16 protein-coding genes are annotated in these 16,944 nt (G+C 73.5%); 8 read left to right on the top strand and 8 right to left on the bottom strand.

Annotated elements, in window-relative coordinates:
* Positions 1-82: 82 nt before the first annotated feature.
* Positions 83-1,279 carry a glycosyltransferase family 4 protein gene (locus tag OHA30_RS16125; protein ID WP_328914536.1) on the bottom strand — a complete coding sequence of 399 codons (1,197 nt, stop codon included), beginning with the start codon at positions 1,277-1,279 and terminating at the stop codon, positions 83-85.
* 394 nt (positions 1,280-1,673) lie between these two features.
* Between OHA30_RS16125 and OHA30_RS16120 the strand changes: the two genes are divergently transcribed.
* The 4 genes from OHA30_RS16120 to OHA30_RS16105 all read left to right on the top strand — a co-directional run bounded on the left by OHA30_RS16120 (position 1,674) and on the right by OHA30_RS16105 (position 3,913).
* On the top strand, positions 1,674-2,084 hold the full coding sequence (locus OHA30_RS16120) for a rodlin (RefSeq protein ID WP_328914535.1): 411 nt from the start codon (positions 1,674-1,676) through the stop codon (positions 2,082-2,084).
* Between the two features lie 289 nt (positions 2,085-2,373).
* Positions 2,374-2,607, top strand: coding sequence for a chaplin (locus OHA30_RS16115; RefSeq protein WP_328914534.1), 234 nt, complete (start codon positions 2,374-2,376; stop codon positions 2,605-2,607).
* Between the two features lie 290 nt (positions 2,608-2,897).
* A complete protein-coding gene (locus OHA30_RS16110) occupies positions 2,898-3,344 on the top strand; it encodes a hypothetical protein (protein ID WP_328914533.1) in 447 nt (148 codons plus the stop codon).
* Between the two features lie 158 nt (positions 3,345-3,502).
* Complete coding sequence (locus tag OHA30_RS16105) at positions 3,503-3,913, top strand: rodlin (protein ID WP_328914532.1); 411 nt, start codon at positions 3,503-3,505, stop codon at positions 3,911-3,913.
* 143 nt (positions 3,914-4,056) lie between these two features.
* On the opposite strand, the gene OHA30_RS16100 is transcribed toward OHA30_RS16105, so the two are convergent.
* The 3 genes from OHA30_RS16100 to OHA30_RS16090 form a co-directional block, all read right to left on the bottom strand.
* A complete protein-coding gene (locus OHA30_RS16100; protein ID WP_328914531.1) occupies positions 4,057-4,485 on the bottom strand; it encodes a hypothetical protein in 429 nt (142 codons plus the stop codon).
* Between the two features lie 178 nt (positions 4,486-4,663).
* A complete protein-coding gene (locus OHA30_RS16095) occupies positions 4,664-5,680 on the bottom strand; it encodes a CU044_5270 family protein (protein ID WP_328914530.1) in 1,017 nt (338 codons plus the stop codon).
* A complete protein-coding gene (locus OHA30_RS16090) occupies positions 5,673-6,233 on the bottom strand; it encodes an RNA polymerase sigma factor (RefSeq protein ID WP_328914529.1) in 561 nt (186 codons plus the stop codon). Before OHA30_RS16090 ends, OHA30_RS16095 begins: the two co-directional genes overlap by 8 nt.
* Positions 6,234-6,592: 359 nt before the next feature.
* On the opposite strand from OHA30_RS16090, the gene metE reads away from it, so the two are divergent.
* Positions 6,593-8,920: a 5-methyltetrahydropteroyltriglutamate--homocysteine S-methyltransferase gene (metE, locus tag OHA30_RS16085; protein ID WP_328914528.1), complete on the top strand. Its 2,328-nt coding sequence runs from the start codon at positions 6,593-6,595 to the stop codon at positions 8,918-8,920.
* An 89-nt stretch (positions 8,921-9,009) separates the two neighbouring features.
* A complete protein-coding gene (locus tag OHA30_RS16080) occupies positions 9,010-9,372 on the top strand; it encodes a hypothetical protein (RefSeq protein ID WP_328914527.1) in 363 nt (120 codons plus the stop codon).
* A 27-nt stretch (positions 9,373-9,399) separates the two neighbouring features.
* On the opposite strand, the gene OHA30_RS16075 is transcribed toward OHA30_RS16080, so the two are convergent.
* A complete protein-coding gene (locus OHA30_RS16075; RefSeq protein ID WP_328914526.1) occupies positions 9,400-9,882 on the bottom strand; it encodes a potassium channel family protein in 483 nt (160 codons plus the stop codon).
* A gap of 396 nt (positions 9,883-10,278) precedes the next feature.
* On the opposite strand from OHA30_RS16075, the gene OHA30_RS16070 reads away from it, so the two are divergent.
* Together OHA30_RS16070 and OHA30_RS16065 are read left to right on the top strand one after the other, a co-directional pair.
* Positions 10,279-11,682 (top strand): glucose-6-phosphate dehydrogenase, encoded by a 1,404-nt coding sequence (locus OHA30_RS16070; RefSeq protein WP_328914525.1) that lies wholly within the window; start codon positions 10,279-10,281, stop codon positions 11,680-11,682.
* 106 nt (positions 11,683-11,788) lie between these two features.
* Complete coding sequence (locus OHA30_RS16065) at positions 11,789-12,838, top strand: glucose 1-dehydrogenase (RefSeq protein WP_328914524.1); 1,050 nt, start codon at positions 11,789-11,791, stop codon at positions 12,836-12,838.
* A 325-nt stretch (positions 12,839-13,163) separates the two neighbouring features.
* Here the strand turns inward: OHA30_RS16065 and OHA30_RS16060 are convergent, their stop codons facing one another.
* The 3 genes from OHA30_RS16060 to OHA30_RS16050 are packed head-to-tail and all read right to left on the bottom strand — an operon-like array spanning position 13,164 to position 16,944.
* Positions 13,164-13,952 carry an ECF transporter S component gene (locus tag OHA30_RS16060; protein ID WP_328917880.1) on the bottom strand — a complete coding sequence of 263 codons (789 nt, stop codon included), beginning with the start codon at positions 13,950-13,952 and terminating at the stop codon, positions 13,164-13,166.
* A 59-nt stretch (positions 13,953-14,011) separates the two neighbouring features.
* Positions 14,012-15,730, bottom strand: coding sequence for an ABC transporter ATP-binding protein (locus tag OHA30_RS16055; protein WP_328914523.1), 1,719 nt, complete (start codon positions 15,728-15,730; stop codon positions 14,012-14,014).
* Positions 15,727-16,944: a CbiQ family ECF transporter T component gene (locus OHA30_RS16050; protein ID WP_328914522.1), complete on the bottom strand. Its 1,218-nt coding sequence runs from the start codon at positions 16,942-16,944 to the stop codon at positions 15,727-15,729. The genes OHA30_RS16055 and OHA30_RS16050 overlap by 4 nt, the downstream gene beginning before the upstream one ends.

Genomic DNA, 16,944 nt, shown 5'->3' with positions numbered 1-16,944 from the left:
GGGAGCCCGCCGGGCGCGTTCGCGTCGTCGGCGTGGGGGCGGGGTGGGGTGATGGAGGGGGGGTGGCCGGTGGGCGGGCGGGTCACCGGGGGGACCTCCGGCCGCCGTCGGCCTGGGGCTCGGGCTCCGGCGAGGGCGCGGGAAGCGCGAGCAGCTCACCGTAGAGCGCGGTCACGGCCCCCGCCGTCGCCCGTACGTCGTGCCGGTCCCGTACCCGCGCGAGCGCCCGCAGCCCGGCCGCCGCCCGCCGCGCCGGATCGGTCAGCAGCCGCAGCAGCGCCCCGGCGAGCGCCGCCGGATCGCCGACCGGCACCACGCACCCGGCCACGTCCGCGGGCGGCACGCACTCCCGCGCCCCGCCGACATCCGTGAGCACGACCGGCCGCCCGCACGCCATGGCCTCCAGCGGCGCCAGCGCCATCCCCTCCCAGCGGGACGGCTGCACCACGACATCGGCCGCCCGGTACCAGGGCAGCGGGTCCCGCGCGGCCCCGGCGAGCAGTACGCCCTCGGGCGCGTCCGCCAGCAGCCGCCGGTGGTCGGGCCCGTCTCCGACGAGCACCAGCCGGGCCTCGGGCAGCCGCGCGCCGACCTCGGGCCAGGCGCGCAGCAGCACGTCCTGGCCCTTCTGCGGGCAGAGCCTGCCGACACAGACGACCAGCGGTGTGCCGGGTCCGAGGTCGGACAGCGCGGGAAGCGCGGCCCGTACGCCGTCCCGGCGGACCGGCGGGGTGAAGCGGACGGTGTCGACACCGTTGGGCAGCACCGCCCACGCGGCCCGCACCCCGTGCCGCTCCCCGGAGGAGCGCTCCGCGTCGCTGACGCACAGCACCCGGTCCGCCCAGCGCGCGGCGCCCCGCTCCCACCGCACGGCCGCCTTCGCGGTGAGCCCGCTCGCGGCCTCGTACGACCAGGCGTGCGGCTGGAAGACCGTGGGCAGGCGGCCGCGGGCGGCCAGCCGACCCGCGAGACCCGCCTTCGAGCTGTGCAGATGGAGCAGGTCGGGCCGGGCGGCGCGGATCAGCCGGGCGGCGGCCCTGACCTCGCGGACGAGCCCGGGGCCGGGGGAGCGGCGGGCGGCCCACCGTACGACCTCGGCGCCCGACTCCGCGGCGGCCCGCGGCAGGGAGCCCTCCGCCGGGCAGCCGACGACGACCCGGGCACCCGCCCGCACCTGGGCGCGTACCAGGTCCGTGACGACACGGGCGACGCCGCCCTCGACGGGCTGCGTCAGGTGCAGCACCGTCAACCCGTCGAGCCCGTACTGGTGTTGCGGCATCGCGCGCCGTTCTCTCTCTCGACGACCTGGGGCAGCCGGAGCACGTACGGTCCGCGGTGCCGCGCCACCGGTGATGACCAACGGGCCGCGCGGTCGACGAAAACCGTCCTGTCAGGTAATCCCCACGAATCAGAAATGCACGCTGACAGACGAATGGGCGTAAATCACGCAGGACGCGCGGCCCTTATGCCGGTCGAGATTTCTTATGACGATCACATGACCGCCGTTGACGGAGCGTCAAGGCGGGCGCGTACGCCACACTTCCGCGCCCGATGTGTGCCGCGTGGCGCCCCACTCGTATCCATTCGGGTGAAGCTTCATTACCAACGCGGCGTCGCACTGTTGGGCAGGGCGGCCCTGGTACCGGGGCAATCACTCTCCAGAAGGACCAACCGTGATCAAGAAGATCCTCGCCACGGCCGCTGTCGCCGCCTCCATCGCGGGTGTCTCCGCGACGGTCGCGCCGCAGGCGATGGCCATCGGCGACAGCCAGGGAACCACCACCGCCAACGGCAACGGTTCCCAGCAGAACTACGGCAACACGTACACCAGCGGCTACATGAGCCCGCAGTTCGCGCTGATCGCGGGCTCGCTCAACAAGCCCTGCATCGCGCTGCCCGCCAAGGCCAACCTGGGCTCGCTCATCGGCCTCGTGCCGATCAGCGTCCAGGACATCAATGTGCTGTCCTCGCCGCAGAACCAGCAGTGCACCGAGAACTCCACGCAGGCCAAGGGCGACGAGCCGCTCTCGCACCTCCTGGACAACATCCCGATCCTGTCCGGCAACGGCGCCGCCAACCGCTGAGCCGGAGCTCCACCGCGGTCCCGCGCGGCCCCGCCCGCCGACGCGTTGTCGGCCGGCCGGGGCCGCCGCCATTCGGGCCAAGAATTCGCCGCGGACGATTATTTATCGGCGTTCCGCTGTTCGCGGTCCATTCGGGTGGATACTTCCCGCTGCGGAGGGCCAGGAGTTGCCTCGCGTCATCAGCGGTCGTTAGCTCCCTTTGTAGCGGTGCGCGCGGACACGGGAATACGTGGCCGGTCGGCACGAGGGTCGTGACGGCGCCAGGCACCGCTCCGGAAAAGGAGAAACCGTGAAGTTCACGAAGGTCGCTGCGGTCGCCGTCGGTGCTCTCTTCGCGCTGGGCGCGGCCACCCCCGCGTTCGCCGACGCCGGTGCCGGCGGTGCCGCCATCGGTTCGCCCGGTGTGCTGTCCGGCAATGTCGTGCAGGTCCCCATTCACATTCCGATCAACCTGTGTGGCAACAGCATCGACATCATCGCGCTGCTGAACCCGGCGTTCGGCAACGTCTGCGTCAACAAGTGACATTGAGCTGTCGGGCCGCGAGGTCCTGATCGGCTACCGCCCCGGAGCGCTCCGCGCCCCGGGGCGGTGCGCTGAAAAAGTGACCGCGGGCCCGGGGAAGCCGCGGTCCCGCCATTAGTACGAGAATTACGCTTCCTTTCCGCACTTTCGGGTGATTGTCCGCCGTGCGGCGTACTTCTCGTTTCCGCGGCTGTCGTCCGTCGTTGTTACTGGCGACAGACTTCGGCGTCGGTCTGCGGCGTCAGCTACTGAAAGGGTGGCAAGTGAAGTACTCGAAGGTTGCAGCGCTCATGGCCGGTTCCGTGATGGCGGTCGGCATGGCCGCGCCCGCCTTTGCCGACGACATGAGCGCCCCCGTCTCCGTCGACAACATGTCGACGATGCCCACGAGCATCAACGGCGGCGTGGACCAGGCCCTGAACGAGCAGCCGCTGCAGAAGGTGACCGGCGCCGCGCACGCCGACACACTGCTGGACGCCGTCGACACGGCCACCGACCACCTCCGGGGCACCCAGGCCGGCACGCTGCTCACCCCGGCGACCAGCGCGGCCCAGAGCGCGCTGCCCGCGACGTCCGCGCTGACCGGCGCCACCCAGGGCGCGCTGCCCGCGGCGTCCGACCTGACCGGTGCGACCCCGGTCACCTCCTTGCTGGGCGGCCTGCCGGTCGGCTCGCTGCTCGGTGGCGGTCTTCCGCTCGGGGGCCTCCTCGGTGGCGGGCTGCCGCTCGGCGGCTGACCGCCGTCGCCCCCGGCCGCGCCCGCTCTCGACGGCAACGCCGGTCCGGACACTCCCCCATCGGGGTGAATCACCGGAACCAAACCCCGTCTGAGCGGTTGATCAGATCGCTCTGACCTTCCAGAACCGTGCGATTAAGCAACAAAAAAGGGACAACCATGATCAAGAAGATGCTCGCCGGTGCTGCTCTCGCCGCGTCGGTCGTCGCTGTCGGTGCCACCGCCGCCCCGCAGGCCATGGCCATCGGGAACGACGAGGGCACCACCACGGTGAACGGCAACGGCGCCGAGCAGAACTACGGCAACACCCACACCGGCGGCACCCAGAGCCCCCAGATCGGCCTGATCCAGGGCACCCTGAACAAGCCCTGCATCGGTCTGCCGGTCAAGGCCAACGTCGGCTCCCTGATCGGTCTCATCCCGATCACCGTCCAGGACGTCAACGTCCTGGCCTCGCCGCAGAACCAGCAGTGCGCCGAGAACTCCACCCAGTCGAAGGGTGACGAGCCGCTCTCGCACATCCTGAGCAACATCCCGGTGCTCTCGGGCAACGGCGCGGGCAACAGCTGATCGCGGTCTGATCCTTCTTGCCCCACCGCGGGCCGTCGGCCTTTTCCCTGGCCGACGGCCCGTTCGGCATTCCGGCGGCCGGTCCGCGCGGAGGGCCGACGAACCCCGGCCGAACAAAGCCCCGGCCGGCCCGGGGCGACCGCCTACGCGGCGAGTACGCGGATCCCCAGCGCCAGCAGCGCCACCGTCTTGACCCCTTCGGCGCCGATGTAGAGCAGATGCGCCCGCGACTGCGGCGGGTTCTCCCCCGCGAGCACCCGGTCGGAACGGCGGTTGAGCACCGGCCGGATCGCCATGAGCTGCGCGGCCAGCACCACCGAGACCACCGCGGTCAGCACACTCACCGACACCGGCGGCCGGCCCACGCACACCGCCACGATCACGACGACGGCGAACACGGCCTCCACCGCGTTGAGCGCGCGGAAGACCAGCCGCCCGATGCCGAGCCCGATCGGAATCGTCACCCCGGGCGCGCGGAACTTCAGCGGCGCCTCCAGGAACGAGATGGCCAGGATCATCCCGAGCCAGACGAAGACGACGGCGGTGGCGAGCGCGGCGGGCGTGTGGCTCATGTCGGTCGATGGTCCTTCCGCCGGCGGGGGCCGCACGGGCACGGCGGCTCACCGACCACCGTACGGACCCCCGGAATCCGGCCGTCCGCGGGGGGCCGTACGTCCAGCGGAGTCGTGGTCGGAGTGGCCCGTACGTCCACCGGAGCCGTTGTCCGCCCGGCGGACGTACATCCGTCCCTCACCGCATCCAGGCGCTGTACGACATCACGTCGCCCGCCGACACCCGGACGTCCGGGTCGTCCCGCGCGGCCGTCGTCTCCAGGCCGAGGACAGTGCCGGACGAGGGGGCCAGGATCACCATCTCGTGGACGTCCGGCGTGGCGTACACATAGGCGAGCCCCGGGCGGCCGAGGCGGTCGGTGACCCGGCCGGCCGGCTTGAGCCCCGGCGTTTCCGCCAGCACCCGGACCAGCGCGGCGGACTCCCGGGCGCCCAGCGTCCAGTTGTCCAGCAGCGTGCTCACCGCGTCCAGCAGCGTCGGGGTGTCCCGGTCGGCGCCGCGATCCACCTCGTCCAGATAGGCCAGCAGCCGGGCCGGGTCGTGCGGAGGCCGGGCCATCGGCGGGGCGTCGCTCCACATCGGCGGGAACGTCTGCCGGCTGATGACGTGGCCGTCCTCGACCATGCGCGGGCCGTCGTCCCCGTCGGCGAGTACCGGCTTCCCCGGGTGCCGCGGGTCGGTCGCCACGACCAGTTCCATGTGACGGGCATCGGGCAGCCAACGGACGATCCGCTCCTCGGGGAGGGTGATCGGCTCGGTGGCGTCCGGCCCCGAGGTCATCCCGAGGCTCCACGACTGCACATGGCTGCCCTGGACCAGCGGCGCCGAGCCGTCCTTCGCGGCAGCCGCGGCCAGGTCGGCGAGCCGGTCCAGCGTCGGGGCGCCGGCGGACACAAGCGCCAGGGGCGCCGGCGCCCCGACAGCCGGGACAGCGCCCGGCCCGGCCGTCGTCAGCGCCAGCGCGGTCACGGCCGCGACCCCGGCCGCCACCGCTGCCCAGACCAGCCGCCGGGCCGGGACCGTACGGAAGACCCCGGCGGCGGGCGGACGTACGGCCGGGGGCCGCCGATCGGCGCCGCCGGTGAGCCGGCGCAGCCGCAGTTCCGCGGCCGCGTCCAGCGGGCGGTCGCCCCAGCGGGAGTCGTCGGAGCGCACGGGGTCGGCCGCGCGGAGCAGTTCGAGTTCGTCAGCCATGGCCCTGGACCTCCGGGTGGTCGCTGCGGAAGGGGCCGGGCGCGGCCTCGTACCCCCGCATGCGGTCGATCTCGGCGCGCAGCCGGCCGCGCGCCCGGTGCAGTCGCATCGCCGCGGCCCCGCTGCCGCAGCCGAGGACGACCGCGACCTCCTCAACGGTCAGGTCCTCCCAGGCGGTGAGCCGCAGCACCTCCCGGTCGGCCGGGGAGAGCCGGGCCAGGGCGTCGTGCACCCAGGAGCCCGGCGGCTCGGCGTCGGGGCCGGCCGCGATCCGGCGGCCGTGCCCGGCCGTGTCACCGCGCAGCCGGTCCAGCAGGCGCCGGCGGCGGCCCTGGCCGCGCACGGTGTTCGCCAGGCACTTGCGGGCGACGCCGTACAGCCAGGGCAGGGGCGAGGACGGCAGGTCCGACCGGCGCCGCCAGGCGACGGTGAACACCTCCGCCACCACTTCCTCGACCTCGTCCGCCCGACTGTCCAGTCGCCGAGCCACGAAGCGGCTGACCGCCCAGTAGTGCTCGCGATAGGCAGCGGCGAACGCTTCGTCGTTGCTCATGTTCCGTAGGTGTCCGGCAGGCCGTGGATCGTCACACCCGCGGATGTGACCCTTGTCGCTCGCCCCGAGTGTGACAGCGGGCGGGGTGCCGGACAGGGGCGGGCCCACGAGTACGCGCCCGGGCGACGGCGGGCGACCGTACCGGATGTGCCCGGGAGCCCGCCCACCCGCCGCCGCCCACCCGCCGCCGTCCGCGTGCCGCTGTCCGCGTGCGGTTCCCCGCGCGCGGTGATCTCGTGGACCTCGTGGGCGGGTCGGCGGCGGACTCGGGCGGGCGCGTACGGAGCCGGGCGCCGCCGGCCGTGTCCCCCCTTCGCCCGACCCCTCGGGCCGTACCGCGAACCGCGAAGGAGAGTTCCGTGGCCGATCGACCCGCTCCTCCCACCCCCTCGTACGCCACCGTGCACGGTTACCCCCGCCAGGGGCGGCACCGGGAGCTGAAGAAGGCCATCGAGGGGTACTGGAAGGGCCGGGTCACCGCCGACGCCCTCCGGGAGACCGCGGCCGAGCTGCGCCGCGCCAACTGGCGGCAGCTGGCCGACGCCGGGGTCGATGAGCTGCCCACCGGCGACTTCTCGTACTACGACCATGTCCTGGACACCACCGTCATGGTCGGTGCCGTGCCCGCCCGGCACCGAGCCGCGGTCGCGGCCGACCCGCTGGACGGCTACTTCGCGATGGCCCGCGGTACGCAGGAGGTGGCGCCGCTGGAGATGACCAAGTGGTTCGACACCAACTACCACTACCTCGTCCCCGAGTTGGGCCCCGGCACCGTCTTCACCGCCGACCCGTCCAAGCAGGTCGGCGAGCTGACCGAGGCGCTGGCACTGGGGCTGCACGCGCGTCCGGTGCTGGTCGGCCCGGTCACGTATCTGCTGCTCGCCAAGCCCGCGCCCGGCGTCGACCCGGACTTCCGGCCGCTGACCCTGCTGGACCGGCTGCTGCCGGTCTACGCCGAGGTGCTGGCCGATCTGCGGGCCGCGGGCGCGCAGTGGGCGCAGTTGGACGAGCCCGCGCTTGTCCAGGACCAGCCGCCTGCCGTGCTGGACGCCGTGGCGCGCGTCTACGGCGATCTGGGGGCGCTCACCGACCGGCCGAAGCTGCTGGTGGCGTCCTATTTCGACCGGCTGGGCGAGGCGCTGCCGGTGCTGGCCAAGGCCCCCGTCGAGGGCCTGGCGCTGGACTTCACCGGCCCGGCCGCCGCCAATCTCGACGACCTCGCCGCCGTCGGCGGGCTGCCCGGCAAGCGCCTGGTCGCGGGCGTCGTGGACGGCCGCAACATCTGGATCAACGACCTGGAGAAGTCGCTGTCCACGCTGGCCACCCTGCTGGGCCTGGCCGGCCGGGTGGACGTGGCGCCGTCGTGCTCGCTGCTGCACGTGCCGCTCGACCTCGGCGCGGAGAGCGGGCTCGACCCGCAGGTCGCCCGCTGGCTGGCCTTCGCCCGGCAGAAGACCGCCGAGGTCGTCACGCTGGCCCAGGGGCTCGCCCAGGGCGCCGACACCGTCGCCGCCCGGCTCGCCGCCAACCGCGCGGACCTCGCCTCCCGTACGGCCTCCGCGCTCACCCGCGACCCCGCCGTACGGGCCCGCGCCGCCGCCGTCACCGAGGCGGAGACCCGCAGGCCGCAGCCGTACGCCGAACGCGCCACCGCCCAGCGCGCCCGCCTGGGGCTGCCACTGCTGCCGACCACGACCATCGGCTCCTTCCCGCAGACCGGCGACCTGCGCGCCGCCCGCGCCGACCTGCGGGCCGGGCGGATCGACACCGCCGGGTACGAGGAGCGGATCGCCGCCGAGATCGCCGAGGTCGTCTCCTTCCAGGAGAAGACCGGGCTGGACGTCCTGGTGCACGGCGAGCCCGAACGCAGCGACATGGTCCAGTACTTCGCCGAACAGCTCACCGGCTACCTCGCCACCCGGCACGGGTGGGTCCAGTCCTACGGCACCCGCTACGTCCGCCCGCCGATCCTGGCCGGGGACATCTCCCGCCCCGAGCCCATGACGGTCCGCTGGACCTCCTACGCACAATCGCTCACCGACCGCCCGGTCAAGGGCATGCTCACCGGGCCTGTCACCATGCTCGCCTGGTCCTTCGTCCGCGACGACCAGCCGCTCGCCGACACCGCCCGGCAGGTCGCCCTCGCGCTGCGCGACGAGGTCGCCGACCTGGAGGCCGCAGGCACCGCCGTCATCCAGGTCGACGAACCCGCCCTGCGCGAAACCCTGCCCCTGCGCGCCGCCGACCGGCCCGCGTACCTCGCCTGGGCCACCGAGGCGTTCCGGCTCGCCACCGGCGGGGTACGCGCGGACACCCAGATCCACACGCACATGTGCTACGCCGAGTTCGGCGACATCGTGCAGGCAATCGACGACCTCGACGCCGACGTCATCAGCCTGGAAGCCGCCCGCTCCCACATGCAGGTCGCCCACGAACTCGCCGCCCACGGCTACCCCCGCGAGGTCGGACCCGGCGTCTACGACATCCACTCCCCGCGCGTGCCCGACACGCACGAGGTGACGGCCCTGCTGCGCAACGGACTTGAGGGCATCCCCGCCGAGCGGCTGTGGGTCAACCCCGACTGCGGCCTCAAGACCCGCGGCTGGCCCGAGACACGGGCGTCGCTGGAGAACCTGGTCGCGGCGGCCAGGACCGTACGGGACGAGGTGGAGGCGCCGCGGGGCTGAGCGGCCGTCCTTTCCCGCTTCGGTTCCCGTGAGGGCGGGTCCGTGTGCGGGCGGGCGTGGGACCATCGAGGTGAGCGAGGGGGAGCGCCATGAGCCTGAGCGAGGGTGTCGGGTCCGGGCCGGGATCGGCCGGCCGTCGGGCGCTGGAGTGCGTGTACGTCGGCGCGGTCGGCGTCCTGGCCGTCCTCGGCGGTGTGCGGGCGGACGGCCACTACTACCTGGCGGCGATCGTGCTCACGCTGCCGGTCGGCCTCGCCGCGGCCGTCTCCGTCTACGGGGGCTATGCCCTGATCAAGGGCGTCGGCGGCCTGTTCACCGCCACGACCGCGGCCGACGGCGACGACGCGGGCTGGCTGACCGCCGCCTCGGCCGCCTTCGACGTCCTCGCCTTCATGGCGGCGGCCCTCGTCCTCGTCCTCCTGCTGGAACGCCGCCGACGGCGCTCCCGCTGAACGCCGCCCCCGGTCAGGGGCCTCGGGTCAGGGCTTCGGGTCCCGGCCGGAGGAGTGCGGGCCCGATCGGGAGCGTTCGCCGAGCTGGTACCGCAGCCGCTGGGTGAGCGCGGTCGCGGCGGCGGTGAGGAAGACAAAGCTGTAGACGATCTGGAGGATGTCCACCAGCCGGGCGGTCTGGCTTACCGGGGTGATGTCCCCGTAGCCGACGGTCGCCAGCGTGACGATCGTGAAGTACAGCGCGTCGACCCTGGTCCGCAGCCCGCTGAACTGGCCCGGCTGCTTGGCGAGGACGAAGTACCCGGCCGCGAAGACCAGGACGGACAGGCACATCAGCAACGGGATCGCCATCCCGGGGCGGGCGCCCGGCCGGTTCACCAGGACATCGCGGATGTGGCGCAGCAGCAGGACCGCGACCAGCACCAGGGCGGCCATGAAGAGCGCCCAGCTGAGCTGGGGGTGCCGCGGCCCCAGGCTGTTCAGGGGGAGCAGGAAGTACGCCGCCACCATCGCGACGCCCCCGGCGGCGGCAGTGAGCCACAGCCGTACCGGCGGGTGGTGGGCGCCGTGCGGGTGCCGGTGGGCGTCCCCGTGCCGTCCCCCCTGCTGTCCTCCGTGTCCTTTGTGTTCTTCGTGTTCTTCGTGTTCTTCCCCGTCTTCTTCCCCGTGCCGGCCCAACCTCGGCTCACCCCGTGTCCGCTCGCCCGTGGCGGAGGTGCCGCCGCCTGTCCCGTCCGATCATGCGGGCCCCCGGCCGTACCACCAGCCGACGGCGTCCGAACGGGCGCGGCGGTCGGCCTGCGCTCGGCCTGCGCTCGGGTGGTCGGGGCGGGCGAGTGCGCGTTGAATGGCGGGCGGGGACGCTCGTACCGATGTCCCCTCCGCCGGGGCGCTGGGAGGCCGAAGGTGTCGGACGACGGTTGGGGGCACTCCCCCGCGGAGTTGCTGGTGGTCTTCGGGATCACCGGCGATCTGGCCCGGAAGATGACGTTCCGCTCGCTGTACCGGCTGGAGCGCGGCGGGCGGCTGGGCTGCCCGGTCCTCGGCGTGGCGGTGGAGGACATGACCCTCGCCCAGTTGGTGGAACGCGCCCGGGAGTCGATCGTCGGGTCGGGCGAGGAACTCGACGAAGAGATCTTCGCCCGGTTCGCCGGGCGGCTGTCGTATCTGCACGGCGACGTGACCGGAGACGAACTGTACGAACGGCTGGCCGCCGAGGTCGGCCGGCGGCGGACGCTGTACTACCTGGAACTGCCGCCGGCGCTGTTCCAGCCGGTCGTGGCGCACCTGGGCCGCGCCGGGCTGCTGGGCGACGCGCGGGTCGCGATCGAGAAGCCGTTCGGGCACGACCTCGCCTCCGCGCGCGAACTCAACGCCGCGCTGCACCAGGTGCTCGACGAGCCGCAGATCCTGCGGGTGGACCACTTCCTGGGCAAGGAACCGGTCATCGGCCTGGAGTACCTGCGGTTCGCCAATCTCGCGCTGGCCGAGGTGTGGGACCGCCGAAGCGTCTCCGCGATCCAGATCACCATGGCCGAGGACTTCGGCGTGGAGGACCGCGGCCGGTTCTACGACTCGGTGGGCACGCTGCGCGACGTGGTGCAGAACCACCTGTTGCAGGTGCTCGCCCTCGTCGCGATGGAACCCCCGGTCGGTGCCAGCGCCGACGACCTGCGCGACAAGAAGGCCGAGGTCTTCCGGGCGATGCCCGCGGTCGACCCGAAGCGCTGCGTACGCGGCCAGTACGAGGGCTATCTCGACACCCCGGGCGTGGCGAAGGGGTCCGCCACGGAGACATTCGTCGCGCTGCACCTGGAGATCGACAACTGGCGCTGGGCCGGGGTGCCGGTCTTTCTGCGGGCGGGCAAGGCGCTGGCCGAGCGGGTCACCGAGGTACGGCTGCTGCTGCGCCGTACCCCGCCGTCGCTGCCCTTCCTGCCCGGGCGTGGCGGGGTCGAGGGCAACCAGATCGTGCTGCGGATCGACCCCGACCCGGGTCTGCGGCTCCAACTGGCCGTCCAGGCGGGCGACTCCTGGCGGACCGTGCACCTGGACACCACGTTCAGCCGCGAGACGGGACGGCCGCTGGAACCGTACGAGCGGCTGCTGTACTCGGCGCTCAACGACGACCACCGGCTGTTCGCCCGCGAGGACAGCGTCGAGGAGACCTGGCGGATCGTCCAGCCGCTGCTCGACCGCCCGCCCGGGACGTACGGTTACACGCGCGGGTCGTGGGGGCCGGGGGAGGCGCAGTCGCTGGTCAGGGGGCACTCGGACTGGCAGCGGCCGTGGCTGGCGGCGGGAAGCTGAGGGGGTCGTCCCGGCAGGGCCGCGGCGGGCGGCCGGCTGACGGGTGGTCGGGGCGGGTGTACCGGGGCAGGCGGACGGGGGAACGGACAGGCGAGAGGACGCGCGCATGAGAGCGATCACGGTCGTACCCGGCAAGCCCGACCTGGTGGAGGTCGGCGAGGTCCCCGAGCCCGATCCGGCGCAGGGCGCGCTGCTGGTCGAGGGGCGGCTGCTCGGCATCTGCGGCACGGACGCGGACATCGTGCTCGGGCAGGGCTACGGCTGGGCGCCGCCCGGCCGGGACCGGCTGGTGATCGGGCACGAATCGCTCGGCGAGGTGATCGAGGCGCCGGAGGGCAGCGGGTTCGCGCCGGGCGACCTGGTCGCGGGGATCGTACGGCGGCCCGATCCGGTGCCGTGCGGGCCGTGCGGGCACGGCGAGTGGGACTTCTGCCGCAACGGTCTCTACACCGAGCGCGGCATCAAGGAACGTGACGGCTTCGGCTCGGAGCGCTGGCGGATCGAACCGGAGTACGCGGTCCGGCTCGACCCCCGGCTCGGCGACCGCGGGGTGCTGCTGGAGCCGGTGTCGGTGCTGGCCAAGGCGTGGGAGCAGACCGAACGGATCTTCACGCGCTCCTCCTGGCGGCCGGAAGTGGCGCTGGTGACGGGGGCGGGGCCGATCGGGCTGTTCGCGGCGATGCTGGCGGTGCGGCGGGGGCTGGAGACGCATGTGCTGGACGTCGACGACCGGGGGCCGAAGGCGGGGCTGGTCGCGGACCTGGGGGCGACGTTCCACGTCGGGGACGTGGGGGATGTCGGGGTGGTGCCGGACGTGGTCATCGAGTGCACGGGGGTGGGGTCGCTGGTGCTGGCGCTGACGAAGAAGGTGGCGCCGGTGGGGGTCGTCTGCCTGACGGGCATCGTGCCCGGCGGACAGCAGGTCGCGGTGAGCGCGAACGAACTCAACCGGGAGGCGGTGCTGGAGAACACGGTGCTCTTCGGCTCGGTCAACGCGGGCCGCCGCAACTACGAGCAGGCGGCCGAGGCGCTGGCCGCGGCGGACCCGGCCTGGCTGGACCGCGTCATCACGCGACGCGTGGGGATGTCCGAGTTCACGGAGGGCCTGCGCAAGCGCGAGGACGACGTGAAGGTGGTCGTGGACCTCCGCGCGTAGGGCTCCGCCCGGGGTGGGGCGGGGTCGGCGCGCGCCAACGCGGCGCTCGCGTCGGTGAGAGGGTGTCACGCTTGTGACGGGGTGTGCGGCCACCGTCCGTCCGGCCGGGGTGTGCTCGCGTTGGTGAGAGGGTCTTACGTTCGTTACGGGCGCGTGGGTCGCTTTTGTTAGAGGGTCTTACGTTCGCTATAGGGCACGCAGGTTGCGTTCGTGAGAGGGTCTCACGCTGGTTCGGGGGTGTCACCGGTCTTGTCGGTCCCGGTCGGCGCGGCCGGGCCTTCGTCCGGGCGCGCGCCCGCGCGGCGCTCGCGTCGGTGAGAGGGTGTCACGTCCGTGACTGCCGCTCCGGAGGCGTGAAGGTGACCGGCGCCGTGAAATTGGCGCGGCGGGCCGCGCGGCGGAACGTGGTCAGGACCGCAGGACCCGCGATGAGGACGCACGCGAAGTTCGTGACCGCGCGTCCCGTGTCCCACCCCAGCGACGTCGCCACGTCGAACGCCAGATACCGGTGCCACTGCTCCGTGAACGGCAACCCCGGCAGATACGCGATCGAGCTGTGCGGGTCGAGGGAGAACGGCCAGAAGGACAGGTTCAGCAGGAAGCCGAACAGATAGCCCGACGCCGACCCGTACACCGCGAGCAGCACCACCTCCGCCTTGCCCCGGGCCCGCGGCAGCACCCCCGCCAGCATTCCGACGAACGCGCAGCCGAACATCTGGTACGGCATCCACGGCCCCACCCCGCCCGTCAGCAGCGCCGACGCGAACAGCGAGGTGCAGCCCAGGGTGAAGCCGAAGCCCGGCCCGAAGACCCGCCCGGCCAGCACCAGGACGAAGAACACCGTCTCCACCCCGGCCGTCCCCGCGCCCAGCGGCCGCAGCGCCGCGTTGACCGCCGAGAGCACCCCCAGCATCGCCAGCGCCTTCGCGTCGATGCCGCCGTCGGCGATCTCCGCGAACACCACCGCCAGGACCAGGACCAGCAGCACACCGAAGATCAGCGGGGGCGCGTACGAGGAGCCGAAGCGCCCCGGCGCCACGACGAACGGCCAGAAGAACGCCACCAGTCCGATGAAGGCCGCGAGCACGATCGCGACCACGGCCATGGTGTGCATCCGGACCGCCGTCGTACGCCCGGCGGCGGCCGGAGGCACCCGGGAAGTCGTCGCCGCGCTCACCGTCCGTCCTCCGTCGTCATGCCGGTGAGCGCGTCCTCGACCTGATCCACCGTCAAGTACGGCAGCGGCGCCAGGATCTTCGCGGTCTGCGGCGCGAACGCCGGTGACGCGACGATGACTTCCGCCGTCGGCCCGTCGGCGACGATCTCGCCCTCCGCCATCACGACCACCCGGTCCGCGCTCGCCGCCACGAACTCCACGTCGTGCGTGGAGATCACCACGGCGCGGCCCTCCGCGGTCAGCGCGTCCACGATCCGGATCAGCGCGTGCTTGGCCTGGTAGTCGAGGCCGCGGGTCGGCTCGTCCAGCAGTACCACCGACGGAGCCGACGTGAGCTGGATGGCCAGCACGAGCGAGAGCCGCTGCCCCTCGGACAGGTCACGGGGATGGGACCCGTCGGCGATCCCGGGCGCGAGCCGGTCCAGGATCTGCCGCGCGGACAGCGCGGAGACACCGTCGGACTCCCGGTCGGCCTGGGCGAGTTCGGCGCCCACGGTCTCCAGGTAGAGCAGATCGGTCGGCGTCTGCGGGACCAGCCCGACCAGCCGCCGCCGCGGCCCGGCGCCGTCCGCGCGCCGCGCCCCGAACCAGCGCCGCGCGGACGTTCCGCGCTTCTCCGTGGCCTCTGCGGCGCCGGGACTCTCCGCCCCGGCGACCCGTACCGTCCCCGCCTGCCGAGGCCCGGCCCCGTGCAGAGCCCACAGCAGCGAGGACTTGCCCGAGCCGTTGCGGCCCATCAGCGCGGTGACCTGCCCGGCCCGTAGTTCGAGGTCGACCTCGCGGACGGCCACGACCTCGCCGTAACGGACGACCACGCCCCGCGCCGTGAGCAGCGCCTCCCCGGACGCCTCCCCGGACGCCTTTGCCGGCACCCGCGCGGTCCGCGGCGCCGGCACGGGCAGCGCGGTCAGCCGCTCCCGCAGCGGAGCCGCCGCCCGCCGGGCGTCCCGTACCGACAACGGCAGCGGGTCCCAGCCCGCGAGCCGGCCGAGGTCCACCACGGGAGGCGCGACCGACGCCGTACGGAAGGCGTGCGCGGGCGGGCCGTCGCTCACCGTGCCGTCGCCCGCCAGGTGGACGACCCGGTCGGCGTACTGCACGACCCGTTCCAGCCGGTGTTCGGCCAGGACGACCGTGACGCCGAGGTCGTGCACCAGCCGGGTCACGGCGGCCAGTACGTCCTCGGCGGCGGTCGGGTCGAGCGCCGAGGTCGGCTCGTCCAGCACCAGCACCCGGGGGTGGGCGGTGAGGACGGAGCCGATGGCGACACGCTGCTGCTGCCCGCCGGACAGTTCGCTGAGCGCCCGGTGCCGCAGCTCGGCGAGCCCCAGCAGATCAAGGGTCTCCTCGACGCGCTTGCGCATCACATCGGCGGGGATCGCCAACTGCTCCATCGCGTAGGCGAGTTCTTCCTCGACCGTGTCGGTGACGAAGCCGGCGGGCGGGTCCTGGCCCACCACGCCCACCACGTCGGCGAGTTCACGCGGCGGGTGGTGGGCGGTGTCACGCCCGTCGACGGTCACCCGGCCCGCGAGGGTGCCGCCGGTGAAGTGCGGTACGAGGCCGTTGATCGCGCCGAGCAGGGTGGACTTGCCCGCGCCGGTCCTGCCGACCACCAGGCAGAGTTCGCCCTCCTCGATGTGCAGGTCCACCTCGCGCAGCACGGGCCGGTCGGCGCCGTCGTAGACCACGCTGACCTGGTCGAATCGGATCACAGTAGGGCCTCGCTCGGGGTGTCGCTCCGGGTGCCGCGGGTCTGCGCGGGGGCAGGCCGACCCGCGCCGGAACCGGGGCCGCGGGGTGTACGGACGGGTGGTGGCGCGGCGAAGGCGGCGACCCCGGCGAGCAGCACCGCGGCGGCGGGCAGCAGCGGCAGCGACGGCCAACTCAGCGGATAGAGGGAGGGGTTGAGGTCGTTCGCCTGGTACCCCACGGTGACGAACAGCACGACCGCGGATGCGCAGCCGCACCCGGCGACCACCCACTCCGGCGTCCGCCAGGGGTCGGGCCGGTAGCTGGTACGGCGGACCCGGCGGCCGCCCAGCGCCAGCCCGGCGCAGCACAGCAGCGACCCGGCGAGCATCGCGGGCAGCCCGAGCGAGCGCGGGGTGGTGCCGTCGAGCAGCCCGTACACCCCCGTGCACAGGCCGAGCATGCCCAGCAGCATCAGCGCCCCGGTGGCCCGGCGCGAGGCACGGGTGGCGGTGCCCGCGCGCCCGTAGCCGCGGGAGTCCATCGCGGCGGCGAGGTACAGCGAGCGTTCCAGGGCGTCTTCGAGCACCGGGATGATGACGCTGCGCAGCGCCCGCAGCCCCTTGGCCCGGTCGGCCCGCAGTCGTCGCGCTCGGGCCACCCGCTGGGCGCTCTCGACGAGTTGGGGCGCGACGCTCATGGACACCGTGACGGCGACGCCGAGTTCGTACAGCGCGCCGGGCAGGACGCGCAGCGCGCGCTTGGGGTTGGCGAGGGTGTTGGCCGCGCCGATGCAGCACAGCAGGCAGGCCAGCCGCAGTCCGTCGGTCGCGGCGGAGAGCGTCGCCTCCAGCGAGACCGGGCCGCCCAGCTGGATGCCCGCGTACCAGTGCGGGGTGGGGATGTGCGGCAGCGAGAACATGATGTGGTCGGCCGGGGTGATGCCGCTGGCGAACACACAGCGGAAGGCCACCCTGATGGTGATGACCATCAGGGCCAGCCACAGGTAGTACTTGAAGCCGCGGGCCCACGGCGCGTCCGTGCGCCGCTCGGAGACGACATAGCCGAGGACGGCCAGCACCAGGCCGAGCAGCAGCGGATTGGTGGTCCGACTGACCGCCGTGGCCAGGCCGATGCCCCAGATCCACCACGCCACCGGGTGCAGGGTGCGCGGCAGCCTGCGGCCGGACCCGGCGGGCGGGACCGCCCTGGCCGGGCCGTCGGCGGCTGTCGGCAC

Source organism: Streptomyces sp. NBC_00223, from assembly GCF_036199905.1.
Taxonomy (GTDB): Bacteria; Actinomycetota; Actinomycetes; order Streptomycetales; family Streptomycetaceae; genus Actinacidiphila.
The sequence above is the reverse complement of the archived record's forward strand: the minus strand, read 5'-3'. Positions and strand labels throughout refer to the sequence as shown.

Bases quoted from the DNA above. Each gene is read 5' to 3' on its own strand.
- OHA30_RS16080 (WP_328914527.1), top strand. From the start codon at position 9,010: ATGAGCCTGAGCGAGGGTGTCGGGTCCGGGCCGGGATCGGCCGGCCGT.
- OHA30_RS16075 (WP_328914526.1), bottom strand. From the start codon at position 9,882: ATGGTGGCGGCGTACTTCCTGCTCCCCCTGAACAGCCTGGGGCCGCGG.
- OHA30_RS16060 (WP_328917880.1), bottom strand. From the start codon at position 13,952: ATGCACACCATGGCCGTGGTCGCGATCGTGCTCGCGGCCTTCATCGGA.
- OHA30_RS16125 (WP_328914536.1), bottom strand. From the start codon at position 1,279: ATGCCGCAACACCAGTACGGGCTCGACGGGTTGACGGTGCTGCACCTG.
- OHA30_RS16105 (WP_328914532.1), top strand. From the start codon at position 3,503: ATGATCAAGAAGATGCTCGCCGGTGCTGCTCTCGCCGCGTCGGTCGTC.
- OHA30_RS16065 (WP_328914524.1), top strand. From the start codon at position 11,789: ATGAGAGCGATCACGGTCGTACCCGGCAAGCCCGACCTGGTGGAGGTC.
- OHA30_RS16090 (WP_328914529.1), bottom strand. From the start codon at position 6,233: ATGAGCAACGACGAAGCGTTCGCCGCTGCCTATCGCGAGCACTACTGG.
- OHA30_RS16100 (WP_328914531.1), bottom strand. From the start codon at position 4,485: ATGAGCCACACGCCCGCCGCGCTCGCCACCGCCGTCGTCTTCGTCTGG.
- OHA30_RS16095 (WP_328914530.1), bottom strand. From the start codon at position 5,680: ATGGCTGACGAACTCGAACTGCTCCGCGCGGCCGACCCCGTGCGCTCC.
- OHA30_RS16110 (WP_328914533.1), top strand. From the start codon at position 2,898: ATGGCCGGTTCCGTGATGGCGGTCGGCATGGCCGCGCCCGCCTTTGCC.